Source organism: Streptomyces xantholiticus (genome assembly GCF_014651015.1).
Classification (GTDB): domain Bacteria; phylum Actinomycetota; class Actinomycetes; order Streptomycetales; family Streptomycetaceae; genus Streptomyces; species Streptomyces xantholiticus.
The window spans coordinates 122,290-142,771 of the sequence record NZ_BMWB01000016.1; the positions used below are offsets into that span (position 1 = coordinate 122,290).

14 protein-coding genes and 1 tRNA gene are annotated in these 20,482 nt (G+C 70.9%); 14 read left to right on the forward strand and 1 reads right to left on the reverse strand.

The genetic code is table 11. The annotated features are described in order from the left end of the window. The first annotated feature begins 33 nt into the window (after positions 1 to 33). The 3 genes from IE198_RS22715 to IE198_RS22725 are packed head-to-tail and all read left to right on the forward strand — an operon-like array spanning position 34 to position 1,380. On the forward strand, positions 34 to 234 hold the full coding sequence (locus IE198_RS22715) for a DUF4244 domain-containing protein (RefSeq protein WP_189889571.1): 201 nt from the start codon (positions 34 to 36) through the stop codon (positions 232 to 234). 37 nt (positions 235 to 271) lie between these two features. Continuing rightward, positions 272 to 946, forward strand: a complete 675-nt coding sequence (locus tag IE198_RS36400; protein ID WP_308426841.1) for a TadE family type IV pilus minor pilin — start codon at positions 272 to 274, stop codon at positions 944 to 946. A gap of 56 nt (positions 947 to 1,002) precedes the next feature. After that, a complete protein-coding gene (locus tag IE198_RS22725) occupies positions 1,003 to 1,380 on the forward strand; it encodes an Rv3654c family TadE-like protein (RefSeq protein WP_189889573.1) in 378 nt (125 codons plus the stop codon). Here the strand turns inward: IE198_RS22725 and sftH are convergent. Further along, positions 1,265 to 3,799 (reverse strand): DEAD/DEAH box helicase, encoded by a 2,535-nt coding sequence (gene sftH / locus IE198_RS22730; RefSeq protein WP_189889477.1) that lies wholly within the window; start codon positions 3,797 to 3,799, stop codon positions 1,265 to 1,267. The genes IE198_RS22725 and sftH overlap by 116 nt on opposite strands. A 78-nt stretch (positions 3,800 to 3,877) precedes the next feature. Between sftH and IE198_RS22735 the strand changes: the two genes are divergently transcribed. The 11 genes from IE198_RS22735 to IE198_RS22785 all read left to right on the forward strand — a co-directional run bounded on the left by IE198_RS22735 (position 3,878) and on the right by IE198_RS22785 (position 19,882). Beyond that, positions 3,878 to 4,231, forward strand: a complete 354-nt coding sequence (locus IE198_RS22735; protein ID WP_003967428.1) for an STAS domain-containing protein — start codon at positions 3,878 to 3,880, stop codon at positions 4,229 to 4,231. Positions 4,232 to 4,323: 92 nt separating this feature from the next. Then, positions 4,324 to 4,770: an ATP-binding protein gene (locus tag IE198_RS22740; RefSeq protein WP_189889479.1), complete on the forward strand. Its 447-nt coding sequence runs from the start codon at positions 4,324 to 4,326 to the stop codon at positions 4,768 to 4,770. 328 nt (positions 4,771 to 5,098) lie between these two features. Next, positions 5,099 to 7,504: a sodium-translocating pyrophosphatase gene (locus IE198_RS22745; RefSeq protein ID WP_189889481.1), complete on the forward strand. Its 2,406-nt coding sequence runs from the start codon at positions 5,099 to 5,101 to the stop codon at positions 7,502 to 7,504. Between the two features lie 200 nt (positions 7,505 to 7,704). After that, on the forward strand, positions 7,705 to 8,292 hold the full coding sequence (locus tag IE198_RS22750; RefSeq protein WP_189889483.1) for a small secreted protein: 588 nt from the start codon (positions 7,705 to 7,707) through the stop codon (positions 8,290 to 8,292). Between the two features lie 61 nt (positions 8,293 to 8,353). Beyond that, on the forward strand, positions 8,354 to 9,853 hold the full coding sequence (locus IE198_RS22755) for a DUF7059 domain-containing protein (protein WP_189889485.1): 1,500 nt from the start codon (positions 8,354 to 8,356) through the stop codon (positions 9,851 to 9,853). A 348-nt stretch (positions 9,854 to 10,201) separates the two neighbouring features. Continuing rightward, a complete protein-coding gene (locus IE198_RS22760; protein WP_100108367.1) occupies positions 10,202 to 10,399 on the forward strand; it encodes a hypothetical protein in 198 nt (65 codons plus the stop codon). 224 nt (positions 10,400 to 10,623) lie between these two features. Next, positions 10,624 to 13,461, forward strand: coding sequence for a type I DNA topoisomerase (gene topA / locus IE198_RS22765; RefSeq protein WP_189889487.1), 2,838 nt, complete (start codon positions 10,624 to 10,626; stop codon positions 13,459 to 13,461). 137 nt (positions 13,462 to 13,598) lie between these two features. Then, positions 13,599 to 16,691, forward strand: coding sequence for a dTMP kinase (gene tmk / locus IE198_RS22770; protein WP_189889489.1), 3,093 nt, complete (start codon positions 13,599 to 13,601; stop codon positions 16,689 to 16,691). 164 nt (positions 16,692 to 16,855) lie between these two features. Next, entirely contained in the window at positions 16,856 to 18,061 is a 1,206-nt protein-coding gene (locus tag IE198_RS22775) for a DNA polymerase III subunit delta' (RefSeq protein ID WP_189889491.1), read from the forward strand. 93 nt (positions 18,062 to 18,154) lie between these two features. After that, positions 18,155 to 19,696, forward strand: coding sequence for an alpha/beta hydrolase (locus IE198_RS22780; RefSeq protein WP_189889493.1), 1,542 nt, complete (start codon positions 18,155 to 18,157; stop codon positions 19,694 to 19,696). 112 nt (positions 19,697 to 19,808) lie between these two features. Further along, a tRNA-Thr gene (locus IE198_RS22785) sits at positions 19,809 to 19,882 on the forward strand. Positions 19,883 to 20,482: the final 600 nt, after the last annotated feature.

Genomic DNA, 20,482 nt, shown 5'->3' on the forward strand with positions numbered 1-20,482 from the left:
AGCAAAGTGATGCGCAAGGACTTGGGCAAGGGCATGTGGAAAGCGATGCGCGGTCGGATGAGTGCGCTGAGGCGCGGAATGCGGACCGACAACGGAATGACGACGTCCGAGTACGCGATGGGAACGATCGCCGCATGTGCCTTCGCAGCGGTCCTCTACAAGATCGTCACCAGCGGGACCGTCTCGGGAGCGCTCGAAGCGGTGATCGGAAAGGCGCTCGATGCGCAGTTCTGACGCATCACGTGCCGCTGATGGCCGGGACCGGGGCTCCGTGACGGCGGAAGCGGCGGTGGCTTGTCCGGCCCTGGTGCTGTTCGTCATGGCCCTGGTCTGGGCGCTGACGGCCGCCGCGGCACAGATCCAGTGCGTGGACGCCGCACGGGCCGGTGCTCGGGCAGCCGCGCGGTCCGAGCCCCGGGCGGCCGCGCTTGCCGCCGCCCGGTCGGCGGCACCGAACGGCTCCGTGGTCACGCTGACGCGGAGCGGCGACCTGTGGCGCGTGAACGTCGAGTCGGACACACCTGGTCCGGGTGCGCTGGCCCTGACACTGAGCGCCGAGGCGGTGGCGCTCGCCGAGGACACCGTGGGGCAGGAGGCCGAGGCCACGGGGTCGGGGGCCGCAGGCCGGGACGCCGAGGATCGAGGCGCCGGACACCGGGCCGGCACCAGCGTCGTACGGGCCGTTGCCGACGAGGAGTTCTCGGCTCCGGGCGCGGTTCGTGCCCCGATCGTGGCGTCGGAGGGACCGCTCGTGCCCGCCTCCAGGGCGGCCCCTGCTCCGGATGCCGGGCGGTCCGGCATCCGGGAGCCGACTCTCCATGCGGGCAAAGACCGAGGAGGTTCTCGGAGCGGTAAGGAGCCGGATCGCTTCGTCGGCGTGTCGGCGGGCCTGGAGCGCCCCAGGCCACGCCCAGGCACGGCCGAGACGGTGGAGGTGATGCCGTGAACGACGGAGGTGGGGCGGTCGTCGAGGACCGTGGCTCGGCGACCGTGTGGGTGGCGATGGCGACCAGCGTGCTGTGCGCGGTCTTCGCGATCGTGCTCGCCATGGGCCAGGCCGTGGTGGCCCGCCACCGGGCAGGGGCTGCCGCCGATCTTGCCGCGCTCGCGGCTGCCGATCAGGCCCTGAGCGGCGCAGCCGGCGCCTGCGCGACGGCGGACCGGGTGGCGCGGGCCCAGGGCGCGGAGGTGGTGCGGTGCGCCGTGACGGGCGAGGTCGCGGACGTGACGGCGCTGGCCCGGTTCGGGCCGTACGCGCCGACGGTCAGGGCTCGGGCGGGGCCACCGGGGCTTTCGGGATTGCGGGAGCCGATTCTTCCGGAGTCGATCCTTCCGGATCCGGGGTTTTTGGATCCGGGGCCGCCCGCAGCAGCTCCGTGAGCAGCCGGACCGCTCCCCGCTTGTGCAGCGGATCGTTGCCGTTGCCGCATTTGGGCGACTGGATGCACGAAGGGCAGCCCGCCTCGCACTCGCACGAGGCGATCGCCTCCCGGGTTGCGGTGAGCCATTCGCGGGCCGTGTGGAAGGCCCGCTCGGCGAAGCCGGCCCCGCCCGGGTGCCCGTCGTACACGAAGACTGTCGGCAGCAGCGTGTCGGGATGGAGCGGTACGGAGACGCCGCCGATGTCCCAGCGGTCGCAGGTGGCGAACAGCGGCAGCATCCCGATGGAGGCGTGTTCGGCGGCGTGCAGGGCACCGCCCAACTGCTCGGGGGCGATGCGGGCGGCGTCCAGCTGGTCCTCGGTGACCGTCCACCACACGGCCCGGGTCCGCAGCGTGCGAGGTGGCAGGTCGAGCTTGGACTCGCCGAGGACTTCGCCGGTGATGAGTCGGCGCCGCAGGAAGGAGACGACCTGGTTGGTGACTTCGACGGAGCCGTAGCAGAGGCGTCCGTCCCCCCACGGGATCTCGATGTCTGTTTCGAGCACGGAGATGGAGGTGGTGTCGCGAGCGGTTGTCGAGTAGGGCGGATTCGCCTCGGAGACCAGGGCGACGGAGTCGTCCAGGTCGAGTCGTTCGACCAGATACGTACGGCCCTGGTGAAGGTGGACCGCGCCGTCGTGGACCGCCGTGTGGGCGGCCCCTTCGTCGACCGTGCCGAGCAGCCGGCCGGTGGCGGCCTCGACGATCTGCACGGGACGGCCGCCCTCCCCCCGGATGTCGGTGAGGTCGGCGGCCCGCTCGCGGCGGGTCCAGTGCCAGCCGGAAGCACGGCGCCGCAGCAGCCTGGCGGCTTCCAGCTGGGACATGAGCCCGGCCGTGGCGGGCCCGAAGAGATCGAGGTCGGCGTCCGTGAGCGGAAGCTCGGCGGCGGCTGCGCACAGATGCGGCGCGAGCACATAGGGATTGTCCGGGTCGAGGACCGTGGATTCCACCGGTCGGTCGAACAGCGCCTCCGGGTGGTGGACGAGGAAGGTGTCCAGCGGGTCGTCGCGGGCCACCAGGACGGCGAGGGCGCCCTGGCCCGAACGGCCGGCTCGGCCCGCCTGCTGCCACAGGGAGGCCCGCGTGCCGGGGTACCCGGCGATGACGACGGCGTCCAGGCCGGCGATGTCCACGCCGAGCTCGAGCGCGGTGGTGGCCGCGAGGCCGAGGAGCTCGCCGGAGTGCAGGGCGCGCTCCAGGGCGCGGCGCTCCTCGGGGAGGTAGCCGCCCCGGTAGGCGGCGACACGCCGGGGCAGAGAGCGGTCCACCTCGGCGAGGCGTTCCTTGGCGATCACGGAGATCAGCTCGGCGCCGCGCCGGGAGCGCACGAAGGCCACGCTGCGTACGCCCTGCACCGTCAGGTCGGTCAGGAGGTCGGCGGTCTCGGCGGTCGCCGTACGGCGCACCGGAGCGCCCTTCTCGCCCTGGAGATCGGTCAGGGGCGGTTCCCACAGGGCGAAGACCACTTCGCCGCGCGGTGAGGCGTCGTCGGCGACCTCCCGCACGGGCACGCCGGTGAGTCGGCCCGCGGCCACGGCCGGTTCCGCAGAGGTGGCCGAGGCGAGCAGGAAGACCGGGTTCGCGCCGTAGCGGGCGCACAGACGGCGTAGCCGCCGCAGTACCTGCGCGACGTGGGAGCCGAAGACGCCGCGGTAGGTGTGGCACTCGTCGATCACGACGTAGCGCAGTGAGCGCAGGAAGGACGACCAGCGCGGATGGGAGGGAAGTATGCCGCGGTGGAGCATGTCCGGGTTGGTGAGGACGTAGTTGGCGTACTGGCGCACCCATTCGCGCTCCTCGACCGGCGTGTCGCCGTCGTACACGGCCGGCCGGATCCGGTTGCCGAGCGGGGCGGCGAGTTCCTTCACCGCGCGCCGCTGGTCGGCGGCGAGTGCCTTGGTGGGCGCCAGGTAGAGGGCGGTGGTGCCGCGGCCGTTGGGGGCCTCGGCGCCATCGAGCAGGGTGCTGAGCACAGGAGCCAGATACGCCAGGGACTTGCCGGACGCGGTACCGGTCGCGATGACCACGGACTCGCCGTTCAGGGCGTGCTCCGCAGCGGTCGCCTGGTGGGCCCAGGGGTGCTCGATCCCGGCGCGCTGGACGGCGCTGATGACCTCTGCCCGGATGCGGTCCGGCCACACTGCATGCCTGCCCGGTCGAGGGGGCAGGTGCTCCGTATGAGTGATGCGCGCAGCCCGGCTCGCCCCCGCGGCGAGCCGGTCGAGGACCGAGTCGGGCGAGGGACGGTTTTCCCCGCTGCTGGGCGGTCGACTGGGACGGTGATTCTTGGCCATCGGCACCGAGTGTGTCACTGGCGTAGCGGACAATGGTCCCAAGGCGTCGTGCATGGCTGCTGGTAAGTGATTGAATGCCATCGCGGCTGGCGACCGTCTTCCGGCTCCGTCGGGGAGACTTGAAGGGCGGCCGCTCGATAGCAAGGTGCTGGAGGATCCGTGGACCTGTCCCTGTCGACTCGCAATGTGTCCGGCCCTGGTGGCGACCGTACGGTCGTCGAGGTCGGTGGCGAGATTGATGTGTATACCGCGCCCAAGCTGCGCGAGCAGTTGGTCGAGTTGGTGAACGACGGCAGCTACCACCTGGTTGTCGACATGGAGGGCGTGGACTTCCTCGACTCCACCGGCCTCGGCGTTCTCGTGGGCGGGCTCAAGCGTGTGCGTGCGCACGAGGGCTCCCTGCGCCTGGTCTGCAACCAGGAGCGCATTCTCAAGATCTTCCGGATCACGGGGCTGACCAAGGTGTTCCCGATCCACACCACGGTCGACGAAGCCGTCGCCGCGACCGACTGACGGTCGGCCGGAGACTGCCGGAAGCAGGGAGGGGCCCCGGGCATCCAGCCCGGGCCCCTGAGAGGCACGCCCGAACGTCCGAGGGGGACCGCATGGCCACCGTTGAGCTCCGCTTCAGCGCCCAGCCCGAACACGTCAGAACGGCCCGACTGGTCGCCGCTGCCGTGGCTCGCCGTGCCGGGGTCGAGGAGGCGGTGCTGGACGAGGTCCGGCTCGCCGTCGGAGAGGCCTGCAGCCGTGCTGTCGGGCTGCACCGCAGCCATGGCATCACCGCACCCGTACGGGTGGTTCTGGCGGAGGAGGAGAAGACCTTCTCCATCGAGGTCGGTGACGAGGTGCCGACTTCGGGCGCCGGTTCCACGGCAGCGTCCGCCGACGGTGGAGCAGCGACCGAGGACACAGACGCGGAGGGCGAGGACGAGATGGGCCTCGCCGTCATCAGCGGCCTCGTGGACGACGTGGAGGTCTCCACCACGGAGTACGGCGGGGTCATCCGTATGAGCTGGCCGGCCACGTCGGTCGTGGCCACTACTCCCTGACCGGACCGCGCGGACCGGACAGTCCTGTGTCCGGAATGCGGACGGGGCCGGTTGCGTCGGCGCCAGGAACCGATCTTTTGCCGGCTGATCATACTGCGTGATTATCGAGCGAAGAGGCCCTGCTGAGCAGGGCCTCTTTCGTATTTTCTAGATCATCGATCCGGCGTCAATGCTTTTGCCCCGTTACCGCTTTCGGGGTCGATTTCAGAAGCCGATCATTTGCTGAGTAGCAAGTCAAGGTCAATTACATTTCCGGCGCCCTGTTTTGATCAGGTTCCGCTCCCTACAATCCGTCCACATCTTGAGCTCTGAACGTCAAGGAGGACGAATGGCGGGGCTCTTCAACCCACACCTGATCGATCACCCCACTTCTCTTGCAGCAGCGGTACTCACGGACGACAACCGGCTGATCGTTATTGTGATCGCGGTCGTCGCCCTGGCGGCGCTCGTCGTCGCTCAGCTCCTGGTCCGCCAGGTACTCGGGGCGGGCGAGGGCACCGAGTCGATGAAGAAGATCGCGGCCGCGGTGCAGGAAGGCGCGAATGCCTATCTGGCGCGGCAGCTGCGCACACTCGGCATCTTCGCCGTCGTGGTGTTCTTCCTGCTGATGCTTCTCCCTGCCGACGACTGGTCGCAGCGTGCCGGACGCTCCGTGTTTTTCCTGGTGGGTGCCCTTTTCTCGGCAGCCACCGGATACATCGGCATGCGTCTTGCGGTACGGGCCAATGTGCGTGTCGCCGCGGCCGCGCGCGAAGCGACACCGGCGGAAGGCGAACCGGAAAAGGATCTGACGGCAGTCGCGCACAAGGCCATGAAGATCGCTTTCCGTACCGGAGGCGTGGTCGGCATGTTCACGGTGGGCCTCGGCCTGCTCGGTGCCTCCTGCGTCGTACTCGTCTATGCGGCGGACGCGCCCAAGGTGCTCGAGGGCTTCGGCCTCGGCGCCGCGCTGATCGCCATGTTCATGCGTGTCGGGGGCGGCATCTTCACCAAGGCGGCCGACGTCGGCGCCGACCTCGTCGGCAAGGTCGAACAGGGCATCCCCGAGGACGACCCGCGCAACGCCGCCACCATCGCCGACAACGTGGGCGACAACGTCGGCGACTGCGCGGGCATGGCGGCCGACCTCTTCGAGTCCTACGCCGTCACACTCGTCGCGGCGCTCATCCTCGGCATGGCGGCGTTCGGCGACGCCGGCCTCGCCTTCCCGCTCATCGTCCCGGCGATCGGCGTGGTCACCGCGATGATCGGCATCTTCGCGGTCGCCCCGCGGCGCGCCGACCGCAGCGGGATGACCGCGATCAACCGCGGCTTCTTCATCTCCGCGCTGATCTCGCTCGCCCTGGTGGCCGTGGCCGCCTTCGTCTATCTGCCCGGCTCCTACGCGGAGTTGGACGGAGTCGGGGACGCCGCGGTCCAGGCGCACGAAGGTGACCCGCGGATCCTGGCGCTGGTCGCCGTCGCCATCGGCATCGTCCTGGCGGCGCTGATCCAGCAGCTGACCGGGTACTTCACGGAGACGAACCGGCGCCCCGTGCGGGACATCGGCAAGTCGTCGTTGACCGGTGCTGCCACCGTGGTCCTGGCAGGGATCGCCATCGGCCTCGAATCGGCCGTCTACACCGCCCTGTTGATCGGCCTCGGCGTGTACGGGGCCTTCCTGCTCGGCGGTACGTCCATCATGCTCGCGCTCTTCGCGGTGGCGCTGGCCGGCACCGGCCTGCTCACCACCGTGGGCGTCATCGTGGCCATGGACACCTTCGGCCCCGTCTCGGACAACGCACAGGGCATCGCCGAGATGTCCGGTGACGTCACCGGTGCGGGTGCCCAGGTCCTGACCGATCTGGACGCCGTGGGCAACACCACCAAGGCCATCACCAAGGGCATCGCGATCGCCACGGCCGTGCTCGCGGCTGCCGCGCTCTTCGGTTCGTACCGTGACGCGATCGCCACGGCGGCCACGGACGTCGGCGAGAAGCTGGGCGACAACGCACCGATGAACCTGGTGATGGACATCTCGCAGCCCAACAACCTGGTGGGCCTGGTCCTCGGCGCCGCGGTCGTCTTTCTCTTCTCCGGGCTGGCCATCAACGCCGTGTCCCGGTCCGCCGGTGCCGTGGTCTACGAGGTGCGGCGGCAGTTCCGCGAGCACCCCGGGATCATGGACTACTCGGAGAAGCCGGAGTACGGACGCGTCGTCGACATCTGCACCAAGGACGCGTTGCGCGAGCTGACCACACCGGGCCTGCTCGCCGTGTTGACGCCCATCGCGGTCGGCTTCTCGCTCGGCGTCGGCGCTCTCGGCTCGTTCCTCGCGGGAGCGATCGGCACCGGCACTCTGATGGCCGTCTTCCTCGCCAACTCCGGTGGCGCCTGGGACAACGCCAAGAAGCTCGTCGAGGACGGGCACCACGGCGGCAAGGGCAGCGAGGCACACGCCGCGACGGTGATCGGCGACACGGTCGGCGACCCGTTCAAGGACACCGCGGGGCCGGCGATCAACCCCCTGCTGAAGGTGATGAACCTGGTGGCGCTGCTCATCGCGCCCGCGGTGATCCAGTTCAGCTACGGGGACGACGCCAACGCCGGTGTGCGGGCGATCGTGGCGGTCCTGGCCATGCTGATCATCGTCGGTGCCGTCTACATCTCGAAGCGTCGCGGCATCGCCGTCGACGACGAGAGCGGTACGGCGGAGCGCAGCGCGAAGCCGACCGATGCGGCGGTGGTTTCCTGACTTTCGATCAACAGGCGGGCGGGTGGCGCGGCTTGAGGCGCTGCCCGCCCGCCCGTGTGTGTTCCAGGGGAGGCGGGTGAGCCTTGTCTCCCTTGGTGCAAATGGCCCTAATAGGTGTTGAATCGGACGTACGGCACGCGGTTGTCGCCCAGTTGGCGTGTATGTTCCGGGGCCGAGAGGCCTTGGAAGGGACCGATCCGGTGAACAAGAAGCTTGCAGCCGCACTGTCCAGCGGTGCGGTACTGGTACTGACACTGTCGGGCTGTGGCGACGACAGCGAGGAAAAGGTGAACGCCTGGGCGAAGGAGGTCTGCGACCAGGCGCAGCCGCAGATCAAGAAGAGAGCCGACGCCCAGCAGGCCATCATCTCGACGGCCGCGGACGGCAAGCCTGCCGACATCCAGGCGGCCGACTCCAAGGCGTTCGCGGACATCGCGGCGGCGGACAAGGCGCTCGCCAAGGCGATCAGGGACGCCGGTGCGCCCCCGGTCGAGAACGGCGAGAAGCTCCAGCAGGACGCGGTGAAGGAACTCGAGGGCACCGCGGGCGCCTACCTCGACCTGAAGAAGAAGGTAGACGAGCTCGACCCCAAGGACCAGCAGAAGTTCGCGGACGGCCTGCAGACCGTCGCGGACGGGCTGAAGAAGATCGAGCGCATGGACCAGGCGGCCCTGGAGAAGCTCCAGTCGGGCGAGTTGGGCAAGGCCATGGCCAAGCAGCCCGGCTGCCAGAAGCCCAAGACTTCCAGTCCCGCGAGCGGCGGCTCCGCGTCGGACGGTCAGGCGTAGACGGCGGCCTGAAACGCCGGGCCGTGCGGCGGTTGTCGGCGCCGGCGGCCACAATGGGCGGGTGAGTACGACCAGCCTCCCCGTGCCTGCCCACTCGCCCCGGCTCCGCGAAGCGCTCCTCGCCGCGGCCTTCACCGCCGACGGGCTGCTCGAGCTGCTCGGCGCGCCCGCCTACGCGGCGCTCGCCCGCAGCGAGACCGTGCCCGCGCTGCGCGCCACCCGCGGGACCGGTGCCCTGGAGACCCTCACCCGGCTGTTCCTGCTCCAGTGCGCCGTGCCGCACGAGAGGGCGCGTGCCGCGCTCCCCCTCGAGGAGTGCCTCACCGACGGCTGGGTCGTGCGCGACGGCGACGAGGTGCGGGCCGCGGTGGACATCCGTCCGTACGGCGGCCCGGAGGGCCAGGACTGGTTCATCGTGTCCGACCTCGGATGCGCGGTCGGCGGAGCCGGCGGTGCGAGCGGCCAGGGCGAGGGAGTGGTCCTCGGGGTCGGCGGCGCGTCCACCACGCTGGCCGGCATCACGGTGCGTACGCCCGTGGCCTCTGCGCTGGATCTGGGCACCGGCTCCGGGATCCAGGCGCTGCACGCCGCCCAGCACGCGACACGGGTGACGGCCACTGATCTGAATCCTCGCGCACTGCACTTCACCCGGCTCACGCTCGCCCTGTCCGGGGCCGGGCAGGCCGATCTTCGGGAGGGCTCGCTGTTCGAGCCCGTCGGCTCCGACACGTACGACCTGATCGTGTCGAACCCCCCGTTCGTCATCTCCCCAGGTGCCCGGCTGACCTACCGGGACGGCGGGATGGGCGGGGACGATCTGTGCCGCTCGCTCGTCTCGCAGGCGGGAGACAGGCTCAACGACGGGGGATACGCCCAGTTCCTCGCCAACTGGCAGCACGTGGAAGGGGAGGACTGGCAGGAGCGGCTGCGCTCATGGGTGCCGCGCGGCTGCGATGCCTGGATCGTGCAGCGCGAGGTGCAGGACGTGACGCAGTACGCGGAGCTCTGGCTGCGCGACAGCGGGGACCACCGTGCGGACCCGGCGCAGTACGCGGCACGGTACGACGCGTGGCTCGACGAGTTCGAGGCGCGGAAGACCAAAGCGGTCGGCTTCGGCTGGATCACCCTCAAGAAGTCCGGTTCCGAGCGGCCCTCGATCCTCACGGAGGAGTGGCCGCATCCCATCGAGCAGCCGCTCGGTGACAGTGTGCGCGCACACTTCGACCGGCATGAGTACCTGCGTGCGCGTGACGACGCGGCGCTGCTCGCGGACCACTTCGTGCTCGCTGCGGAGGTCATGCAGGAGCAGGTCGGGTTGCCGGGGGCCGAGGACCCGGAACATGTGGTGCTGCGCCAGAACCGCGGCATGCGGCGTGCCACCAAGGTCGACACGGTCGGCGCGGGTTTCGCCGGTGCGTGCGACGGCAGCCTGAGCGCCGGCCAGATCCTCGACGCCATCGCACAGCTGCTCGGGGAGGACCCCGTCCGGCTGCGCGACCGCACACCGCAGGCCCTGCGGCTGCTGGTGGAGGAGGGCTTCCTGGAGCCGGCCGCCGGCTGAACCCGGCGGCCGGTCGATCCCGCCGTCGGCTGCCCCGCGGGGCGCACCGGCCGCTCGTCGCCCCGGCTGTTCGCTGATCCGACCGCTCGCTGAGCCGACCACTCGCCTCCCCGGCGGTTCGCTGAACCGACCGCTCGTCGACGGGTGGCGCCCCGGACGTCCCGTGGCGGAAGCGACAGGGAATTCCGGCCAACGTTCGCTTTGCGCCACCATTTCCTGTGACATCGGCCGCGACCGGGCGGGTGAACCCCCCGTGGCGTTCACCCGCAGTTCGTGCCCGCGACGCCCAGAGGTGCCAGCCTCGCCCTGCACAGGGGACCTCGGCATCAGGAAGGACCGGGTAGAGGCATGGAGAGCGGGCCAGCGATCTTCGCCGGGACGGCGTTCGCGCTGTTCGGAGCCGGACTGCTGCTGTGGACCGGGACGCGCCTGGTGCACCGACGGCCCGTCGCGCACGGTGTGACCACGGCCACGGCGGGCACCTTCGGGATGCTGTTCGGTGCGGCGTTCCTCACTCTCGCGTTGTGGTGCTTCAGCAGACTCTGAGGCGGTGCCCGGGAGACGACGTGCCGGGTCCGGGCGACATGAATGGCTGGAGTCGGGTTACCGTTCGAGTGGCCGTTGCGGGCTTTTACCGTTTGACACGGGGGCGGGTTGTACCGTCACACTCCGCAGCGACAGCAGCGCCACAGCAGCGCGGCAAGGCATGAGTACCGCGTGCCGCAGTGCTGTGAGCGCCCATCGAGCGTCGACCGGAGAGAAGAGCGAAGTTGTCCCCGACCAGCGAGACCGCACAGGGCGGCCGCCGACTCGTGATCGTCGAGTCGCCTGCCAAGGCGAAGACGATCAAGGGCTATCTCGGCCCCGGCTATGTCGTCGAGGCGAGCGTCGGGCACATCCGCGACCTGCCGAACGGCGCCGCCGAGGTCCCGGAGAAGTACACCGGTGAAGTGCGCCGCCTCGGCGTCGACGTCGAACACGACTTCCAGCCCATCTATGTCGTCAACGCCGACAAGAAGGCGCAGGTCAGGAAGCTCAAGGAGCGGCTCGCGGAATCCGACGAGCTCTACCTCGCCACCGATGAGGACCGCGAGGGCGAAGCCATCGCGTGGCACCTCCTCGAGGTCCTCAAGCCCAAGGTCCCCGTCCACCGGATGGTCTTCCACGAGATCACCAAGGACGCGATCCGCGACGCCGTCGCCAACCCGCGCGAGCTCAACAAGCGCATGGTCGACGCCCAGGAGACCCGCCGCATCCTCGACCGGCTCTACGGCTACGAGGTCTCGCCGGTCCTGTGGAAGAAGGTCATGCCCCGGCTGTCCGCCGGTCGTGTGCAGTCCGTCGCCACCCGTCTCGTCGTCGAGCGTGAGCGCGAGCGCATCGCCTTCCGCTCCGCCGAGTACTGGGACCTGACCGGCACCTTCTCCACCGGCCGGGCCGGCGACACCTCCGACCCGTCCACGCTCACCGCCCGCCTGAACACCGTCGACGGGCAGCGTGTCGCGCAGGGCCGCGACTTCGGCCCGGACGGCCGGCTCAAGTCCGGCCAGGTGCTCCACCTCGACGAGGCGAACGCCCGGGCGCTGGCCGCGGCGCTCGAGGGAGCGTCGTTCGCCGTCCGCTCGGTCGAGTCCAAGCCCTACCGCCGCTCGCCGTACGCACCGTTCCGTACGACGACCATGCAGCAGGAGGCCTCCCGGAAGCTGGGCTTCGGGGCCAAGGCCACCATGCAGGTCGCGCAGAAGCTGTACGAGAACGGCTTCATCACCTATATGCGTACGGACTCCACCACGCTCTCCGACACGGCCGTCTCCGCGGCCCGTGCGCAGGTGACCCAGCTGTACGGCGCCGACTACCTGCCGGAGAAGCCGCGGGTGTACGCCGGCAAGGTCAAGAACGCGCAGGAGGCGCACGAGGCGATCCGGCCTTCCGGCGACCGCTTCCGCACGCCCGCCGAGACCGGGCTGACCGGGGACCAGTTCAAGCTCTACGAGCTGATCTGGAAGCGGACGGTCGCGTCGCAGATGAAGGACGCGACCGGTAACTCCGTCACCGTGAAGATCGGCGGCCGGGCGTCCGACGGCCGTGACGCCGAGTTCACCGCGTCCGGCAAGACCATCACCTTCCACGGCTTCATGAAGGCCTACGTCGAGGGCGCCGACGACCCGAACGCGGAGCTTGACGACCGCGAGCGGCGCCTGCCGCAGGTCGGGGAGGGCGACGCCCTCTCCGCCGAGGAGATCTCGGTCGACGGTCACGCGACCAAGCCGCCGGCCCGTTACACCGAGGCCTCGCTGGTCAAGGAGCTCGAAGAGCGCGAGATCGGCCGTCCGTCGACGTACGCCTCGATCATCGGCACCATCCTCGACCGCGGTTACGTCTTCAAGAAGGGGACGGCCCTCGTCCCCTCGTTCCTCTCCTTCGCCGTGGTCAACCTGCTCGAGAAGCACTTCGGCCGACTCGTCGACTACGACTTCACCGCCAGGATGGAGGACGACCTCGACCGCATCGCCCGGGGCGAGGCGCAGGCCGTGCCGTGGCTGAAGCGCTTCTACTTCGGTGCGGGCGAGGCGACCGGCGCCGCCTCCGAGGCGGGCAACGGTGACGGCGACCACCTCGGCGGCCTCAAGGAACTGGTCACCGACCTCGGCGCGATCGACGCCAGGGAGATCTCCAGCTTCCCCGTCGGCAACGACATCAAGCTGCGCGTCGGCCGCTACGGGCCTTACGTCGAGCGCGGCGAGAAGGAAGCCGAGGGCCACCAGCGCGCCGATGTCCCGGACGACCTCGCGCCCGACGAGCTCACGGTGGAGTACGCGGAGGAACTGCTCGCCAAGCCGAGCGGCGACTTCGAGCTGGGTACCGACCCGGTCAGCGGGCACCAGATCGTCGCCAAGGACGGTCGCTACGGCCCGTACGTCACGGAGATCCTTCCCGAGGGCACCCCGAAGACGGGCAAGAACGCGGTCAAGCCGCGTACTGCGTCCCTCTTCAAGACCATGTCCCTGGACACGGTCACGCTCGAGGACGCGCTGAAACTGATGTCCCTGCCGCGGGTCGTCGGCAAGGACGCCGAAGGCGTCGAGATCACCGCGCAGAACGGTCGCTACGGCCCCTACCTGAAGAAGGGCACCGACTCGCGCTCCCTGGAGAGCGAGGAGCAGCTCTTCTCGATCACGCTGGACGAGGCGCTGGCGATCTACGCGCAGCCCAAGCAGCGTGGCCGGGCCGCAGCCAAGCCGCCGCTGAAGGAACTGGGCACCGACCCGGTGAGCGAGCGTCCCGTGGTCGTCAAGGACGGCCGCTTCGGCCCGTACGTGACGGACGGCGAGACGAACGCCACCCTGCGGACCGGCGACAGCGTCGAGGACATCACGCCTGAGCGCGGCTACGAGTTGCTCGCAGAGAAGCGTGCCAAGGGGCCCGCCAAGAAGAAGACGGTCAAGAAGGCGCCGGCGAAGAAGACGGCTGTCAAGAAGACCACCACCGCCAAGAAGACAGTCGCCAAGAAGACGACCGCCGCCAAGAAGACGACCGCCAAGACCGCGGCCAAGAAGACCGCTGCCAAGAGAGCGGCCTCGTCGGCCGAGGCATCGACGGACAGCTGACGGACGGATTCGGGGCGCCGCCGGCGGAGTGACCGTACGGGCGTTTGGCGGCAGGAAAACTTCACACCCTTGCCACAAAGCGCCCGTATGTTCGGGCACCCCTCCGGGGAGCGTCCCGCTCCGGATAGGCTGGCCGAATGACGCGAGCCGAGCAGCCAGCCGAGCAGCAGGCGGTCATCAGCACCGCTTCAGAGACTGCCTCAGACGCATCGGATTCCGACGCACTCGCCACGGACTCACGTGAACGGGCCGTGCGATCCCTGCTGCGCCACCCGCCGCTGAGGCGGCTGTGGAACGCACAGGTGGTCGACGGCGTAGGTGACGCACTCGCCGTTCTCGTACTGCTGCTGCTGTCGCTGCAGGCGGCGGTGGCGTCGGATTCGTTCGGGAGCGGATACCGCGGGGCGGCCTTCGCGGTCGCCGCCGTGCTGGGTGCCCGCGTCCTGGCCACGCTGCTCTTCGGAGCCGTACTCCTCGGTCCCATGACCTCGCTCACGGCGCCGAGCGGCCCGTTCGACCGACGCTGGACCATGATCGGGTCCGACGGTCTGCGGCTGGGGCTGCTCGTCGTCGCGCCGCTGTGGATCGACTGGACGCCCGACAACGCACTCGCGATCCTCCTCGTCACGGTCTTCCTGACCGGTGTCGCGGAGCGGTTCTGGACCGTCGCCCGCGAGGGCGCCGCGCCTGCGCTGCTGCCCGCGCCGCCGCCGGAGGGCGCGGCGGTCCGGCCGCTGCCCGACCACCTCGACGCGCTGCGCAGGCTGTGGCTGCGCACCGGCTTCGGGGTCATCCCCGTCGCAGCCGTGGCGCTGCTGGTCGCCACGCTGATCGGCGAGCTGCTCGGCACAGGCGTGGAATGGTTCTCCGCCCACCAGGCCGCCCTCGGGTCCTATCTGGCCGCCGGTCTGTTCGCGGCGTCCGTCTCCACCCTGTACTTCGTCGAGCTGCCCGGCTCCCAGACGCCCCGGCCGCGTTCGCCGCTCGAGGGCCTGCGCCGGCCGTCCGCCGGTGACGGCGTGGACAAGGGCCGCACCGGCGGCATTCCGCTGTTCGTCCTCGCCTGCGCCTCGGTCACCGGAGCCATCGCCTCCGCCGCGGCCGTCGCGGTGCTGCACGGGTTCGACCTCGGTGGCGGGCCCGTCACCTTCGCGTTGCTGGTCCTGGCGCTGATCGGCGGCACCGGCGTCGGTGTCCGCGGGGCCGGCGCCGTGCTGCCGTCGCTGTCGCGCCGCAGGCTGCTGCCGCTCGCCGTCGCCCTGACCGGCGTGGCCCTGCTCGCCCTGGGCCTCGTGCCGGACACGGCGACCGGGTTGTTCCTCGCCACGGTCGCCGGCGTGTCCGCCGGCGTCGCCGCGAACACCGGGCACACGCTCATCGACCAGGAGACCGAGGAGTTCCGGCGGCCCAGGATCACCTTGCACCTGCAGGCGGTCGTCCGTGCGGTCACCGCGCTGGCCGCGGTCGCCGCTCCGCTGCTGGCCGCCGCGATCGGACCGCACCGGCTGGCCGGCGGCGACTTCGTCTTCGCGCACGGCGGGGCGGCGTTCACGCTCATGCTGGTCGGGGCGCTGCTGCTGCCCGTCGCGGCGATCGTGCTCGCCAAGACCGACGACCGATCCGGTGTACCCCTGCGCCGTGACCTCGGCGACGCGCTGCGCGGCGGCGCGGACCCGGCCCAGGCACCCGCGGCAGGCGGTTTCTTCATCGCTGTCGAGGGCGGCGACGGGGCCGGGAAGTCCACCCAGGTCGAGGCCCTCGCCGAGTGGATCCGCGCCAAGGGCCACGAAGTCGTCGTCACCCGCGAGCCCGGTGCGACCCCGGTCGGCAAGCGGCTGCGCTCCATCCTGCTCGACGTGTCGAGCGCCGGTCTGTCCAACCGGGCGGAGGCGCTGCTGTACGCGGCCGACCGTGCCGAGCACGTCGACTCGGTGGTCCGCCCGGCCCTAGACCGCGGCGCGATCGTCATCTCCGACCGGTACATCGACTCGTCCGTGGCCTACCAGGGCGCCGGCCGCGACCTGTCGCCGACCGAGATCGCCCGGATCTCGCGCTGGGCGACGGGCGGTCTCGTGCCGAACCTGACCGTGCTCCTCGACGTCTCGCCCGAAGCCGCGAGGGAGCGCTTCACCGAGGCACCGGACCGTCTGGAGTCCGAGCCCGCGGAGTTCCACCAGCGGGTGCGCTCCGGCTTCCTGACGCTGGCCGCCGCCGACCCCGGCCGGTACCTGGTCGTCGACGCGGGCCAGGAGCCCGAGTCGGTCACCACCGTCGTACGGCACCGGCTCGACCAGCTGCTGCCCCTGTCCGACGCCGAGATCAAGGCCCGGGAAGAAGCGCGCAGGGCGGCCGAGGAGGAAGCCCGCCGCAAGGCCGAGGAAGAGGCCGCGCGCAAGGCCGAGGAGGAGCGCCGCGAACGCGAGCGGCAGGAACAGCTCGCCAGGCTGCGCGCCGAGGAGGAGGAGCGCAAGCGCCGGGAACTGGAGGAGGCGCGGCAGCGCGAGGCCGAGCGGCAGGCGGAGGAGGCCCGGCAGCGTGCGGAGGAGGCCAGGCGCCGGGCCGAGGAGGAGCGGCGCCGCCTCGAGGCCGAGGAGAAGGCACGCCAGGCGGAGCAGGAGCGCCTGCGCAAGCAGGCGGAGGAAGAGGCCCGGCTGCGCAAGGAGGCGGAGGAACGCCGCCTGGAGAAGCAGCGCAAGGCGGAGGAGGCGCTGCTGCGGGCGGAGGAGGCGCGCCGCGCGGCAGAGGCCGCCGCGGCCTCCGCCGCTGCCACGTCGGCCGCCGAGATGACGGTGCCGACTCCCGTCGCCAGGCCCGACGACATCACGCAGGAGGTCCCGATGCCGGGCGGGGCCCACGACGAGACGAGCGTGCTGCCCCAGGTTCCGGACGAGGCGGAGACAAGCGTGCTGCCGCCGGTGCGCGACGACCGTGCGACGGACGAGACGGCGGTGCTGCCGCCGGTAGGGGACGCGAGGCCGGCCGACCCGGCCGACCGTGTGCCGCGGGGCATCTTCCGCGACGAGCGCGACGAGCGGCGCGTCGAGAGGGGGAACGAGCGCACCGCGGAGCTGCCCCAGATGGATCCCTCGGCGCAGCAGCAGCGCCGGCGCTCGGACTGGGCGGAGGAGACACCGCTCGACGACCTGCCGACGCTCGCGGACGAACTCCTCGGGCCGCACGAGGACGACGGGAACGACGGCGGCCGCGGGCGCCGGGGCAGGCGCGGCTGACGGACACCGCCGTAGAGACCGTGCGGGTGCCCGGTCCTCTACGGCGGCGCCTCTTCCGGTAGTGCCCCTTCCGGTTACGGGACTCCGTGGCGGACGAGGTGGACGGCACTGTCGGTGCCCTCCGCCACAATGGGAGACCGCAGCAGGAAAGGCGGTGACGGCAGATGGCCGTGTGGGACGACGTGGTCGGCCAGGAGCGCGTCCAGGAGCAGCTTTCTGCCGCCGCACGCGACGCCGACGCGCACGTCACCGCCCAGGCAGCGCGGGAACCGGTGGCCGCCGCCTCGAAGATGACGCACGCGTGGCTGTTCACCGGGCCGCCCGGTTCCGGGCGCTCCACCGCCGCCCGCGCGTTCGCCGCCGCGCTGCAGTGCACCAGCCCCGACCGTGCCCTAGGCGGCGCACCGGGCTGCGGCTTCTGCGACGGGTGCCACACCACGCTCGTCGGGACGCACGCCGACGTCGAGGTGATCCGCACCGACCTGCTCTCCATCGGTGTCGGCCAGACCCGCGAGCTCGTCCGCCGGGCCCAGCTCTCGCCGGCGGGCGGCCGCTGGCAGGTGATCATCCTGGAGGACGCCGACCGCCTGACGGAGGGCGCGGGAAACGTCCTGCTGAAAGCGGTCGAGGAACCCGCGCCCCGTACTGTCTGGCTCCTGTGCGCGCCGTCCCTCGAGGATGTGCTGCCCACCATCCGCTCCCGCTGCCGTCACCTCACCCTGCGTACGCCATCGGTGGCCGCCGTGGCCGACGTACTGATCAGAAGGGACGGCATCGAGCCGGATGTCGCGGCGGCCGTCGCCCGCGCCACGCAGGGCCACATCGGCCGCGCCCGCCGGCTCGCCACCGACGAGCGGGCCCGTGCGCGCCGCACCGCCGTGCTGAGGCTGCCCCTGCGGGTGGAGGACATCGGCGGTTGCCTGCGGGCCGCCCAGGAGCTCATCGACGCCGCCGCCGACGATGCCAAGCAGGTCGCGGAGGAGATCGACGCCAAGGAGACCGAGGACCTCAAGGTCGCGCTCGGCGCGCAGGCGGGCGGCCGGATGCCGCGCGGGACGGCCGGCGCGATGAAGGAGCTCGAGGACAGGCAGAAGCGGCGCAAGACCCGCACCCAGCGCGACAGCCTCGACCTCGCACTCACGGACCTCACCGGCTTCTACCGGGACGTGCTGGCGCTCCAGATGGGATCGCGGGTGGCGCTCGCCAACGAGGACGTACAGGACTCCCTCGACCGCGTCGCACAGAGCTCCACACCGGAGCGCACCCTGCGGCGGATAGAGGCGGTGGTGGCCTGCCGTGAGGCACTGGAGCGCAACGTCGCACCGCTGCTGGCCGTCGAGGCGATGGCGGTCGCTCTGCGGGCGGGCTGACGGCCCCGGCGCCCGGTGCGGGCCCCGGTCGACCGGGGCGTCCGCGCGAGCCGGGACCGGCATCGGCCGCCCGCTGCCATTACGCTCCGTTGGATGGACACCAGGCGCCTGTTCCGCACCTTCGCCCTCCCGCTGGCCACGGTCGGCCTCCTTGTCTCCGGTTGTACGGCCGCCGGCCCGTCGTCCGGGGAGTCGGACGCGCCGGGAGCGGCCGGCCGGGCGGCGCCCTCCGCGGCCCTCAAGCCGTACTACGGACAGAAGCTGGACTGGCGGGAGTGCGGCGTGCCGGGCTTCGAGTGCGCCACGATGAAGGCGCCGCTGGACTACGCGGACCCCGAGGGCGACTCGATCGAGCTCGCCGTCTCCCGGGCCAAGGCCACGGGGCCGGGCAAGCGGCTCGGTTCCCTGCTCGTGAATCCGGGCGGACCCGGCGGCTCGGCCGTCGGCTACCTCCAGGCGTACGCCGGCATCGGCTACCCGGCGCCGGTCCGCGCGCGCTACGACCTGGTGGCCGTCGACCCCCGCGGTGTCGCCCGCAGCGAACCCGTCGAATGCCTGACCGGCCCTGAGATGGACAAGTACACCCAGGTCGACCAGACGCCGGACGGCGCAGCCGAGGCGAGCAAGCTGGAGCAGGCGTACAAGGACTTCGCCGCCGGTTGCGAGAAGCTCTCGGGCAAGATCCTCCCCCATGTCTCGACCGAGGAGGCGGCCCGTGACATGGACATCACACGGGCGGTCCTGGGCGACGAGAAGCTGAACTACGTCGGCGCCTCGTACGGCACCTTCCTCGGCGCGACCTACGCCGAGCTCTTCCCCGACCGGGCAGGCCGACTGGTCCTCGACGGGGCGATGGACCCGGCTCTCCCGGCGCGCGAGCTGAACCGCGACCAGACAGCCGGCTTCGAGACCGCCTTCAAGGCCTTCGCCGCCGACTGCGTGAAGCAGGCGGACTGCCCCCTGGGCCGCACGTCCGTCGCCGACGCGAGCGCCCGCCTCAAGGACTTCTTCGCCAAACTCGACGCGTCACCCGTGCCGACCGGCGAGGACCGTCGGCTCGGTGAGTCGCTGGCCACCACCGGTGTGATCGCCGCGATGTACGACGACGGCGCCTGGCCCCAGCTGCGCTCCGCACTCGCGGCCGCTCAGGAAGGGGAAGGCGCCCCGCTCCTGGCCATGGCCGACAGCTACTACGAGCGCGAGGCGGACGGCTCGTACGCGAACCTGATGTTCGCCAACGCGGCCGTGAACTGCCTCGACCTCCCGGCCGCCTTCGACGGCACCGACGCGGTGCGCGCCGCGCTCCCCACGTTCGAGAAGGCCTCCCCGGTCTTCGGTCGCGGCTTCGCCTGGGCCTCCCTGAACTGCAGCTTCTGGCCCACCCGGGCCACCGGCAAGGCCCATGCCATCGAGGCGAAGGGCGCGGCGCCGATCGTGGTCGTCGGTACAACCCGCGACCCGGCGACGCCGTACAAGTGGGCCGAGAGCCTCGCCGACCAGTTGTCGTCCGGTCGACTGCTGACGTACGACGGCGACGGCCACACCGCCTACGGCCGGGGCAGTGACTGCATCGACACGGCGATCAACACCTACCTCCTGGAGGGTGAGGCACCGCAGGACGGCAAGCGCTGCTGAGCCGTCCGCGGGGGTGCGCGGCAGGTGGTTCGGGGCACCCCTGAGAACCCTGTAGACTTGGCGCCGCTGCTGATGAGAGCGTGTCCCGCGAGGACGCGTACATCGGCAGCCTGCCGCCTTAGCTCAGTTGGCCAGAGCAACGCACTCGTAATGCGTAGGTCTCGGGTTCGAATCCCGAAGGCGGCTCAGAGAAACCCCAGGACTCACTCGCCGTGACCTGGGGTTTTTTCTTTTCCTTTACGTTTTGCGGGTAGGTAGTGGGGACCCTCGGAAGACCGTCAGATCCAAGGGGTGGCCAAGGGGTGGCCATTTGGACAGAGACGGTGCAGCGCCAATGCAACGGGGTGACCGAGGAGTGGCTGAGCAGTTGACGTCGGTGAGGGCTGCGGGAGAGGCGCGGGTGGTGGCGCGACCGTGATTCGGGACCGATGTTCGCCTGTACCTCCGTTGTAAGCACTCGACAAGGGCCGACGGTTGGGGGGGCGAGTGTTACCTCCTACGCTGGGTCGCGTGTCGGATGTGAAGAGCACCGTGAAGTTCAAGGCGTTGGTAACGGAGGCGACCGCCGTCTGCTGACGCGCGGCCTGGAGGTGGAGCCGGTGGCGGTGCGGGAGGTCGTCGCGCACATGGTCGAGGTGCTCGCACATCAGACGGGGATGGACGCCGAGGAAGCGGTCCACCTGGTCAGGTCAGAAACCGTGGCGGATGCGGTAGGGAGCTTCGGACCAGACACTCGAAGGGGCGGAGGCTGTCCACGGTGTGCGTCCGGTACGGGTGGACGCACGT

Bases quoted from the DNA above. Each gene is read 5' to 3' on its own strand.
- IE198_RS22740 (WP_189889479.1), top strand. From the start codon at position 4,324: ATGGCCACCGTTGAGCTCCGCTTCAGCGCCCAGCCCGAACACGTCAGA.
- IE198_RS22775 (WP_189889491.1), top strand. From the start codon at position 16,856: ATGGCCGTGTGGGACGACGTGGTCGGCCAGGAGCGCGTCCAGGAGCAG.
- sftH (WP_189889477.1), bottom strand. From the start codon at position 3,799: ATGGCATTCAATCACTTACCAGCAGCCATGCACGACGCCTTGGGACCA.
- IE198_RS22760 (WP_100108367.1), top strand. From the start codon at position 10,202: ATGGAGAGCGGGCCAGCGATCTTCGCCGGGACGGCGTTCGCGCTGTTC.
- IE198_RS22780 (WP_189889493.1), top strand. From the start codon at position 18,155: ATGGACACCAGGCGCCTGTTCCGCACCTTCGCCCTCCCGCTGGCCACG.
- IE198_RS22745 (WP_189889481.1), top strand. From the start codon at position 5,099: ATGGCGGGGCTCTTCAACCCACACCTGATCGATCACCCCACTTCTCTT.
- tmk (WP_189889489.1), top strand. From the start codon at position 13,599: ATGACGCGAGCCGAGCAGCCAGCCGAGCAGCAGGCGGTCATCAGCACC.
- IE198_RS22715 (WP_189889571.1), top strand. From the start codon at position 34: ATGTGGAAAGCGATGCGCGGTCGGATGAGTGCGCTGAGGCGCGGAATG.
- IE198_RS22725 (WP_189889573.1), top strand. From the start codon at position 1,003: ATGGCGACCAGCGTGCTGTGCGCGGTCTTCGCGATCGTGCTCGCCATG.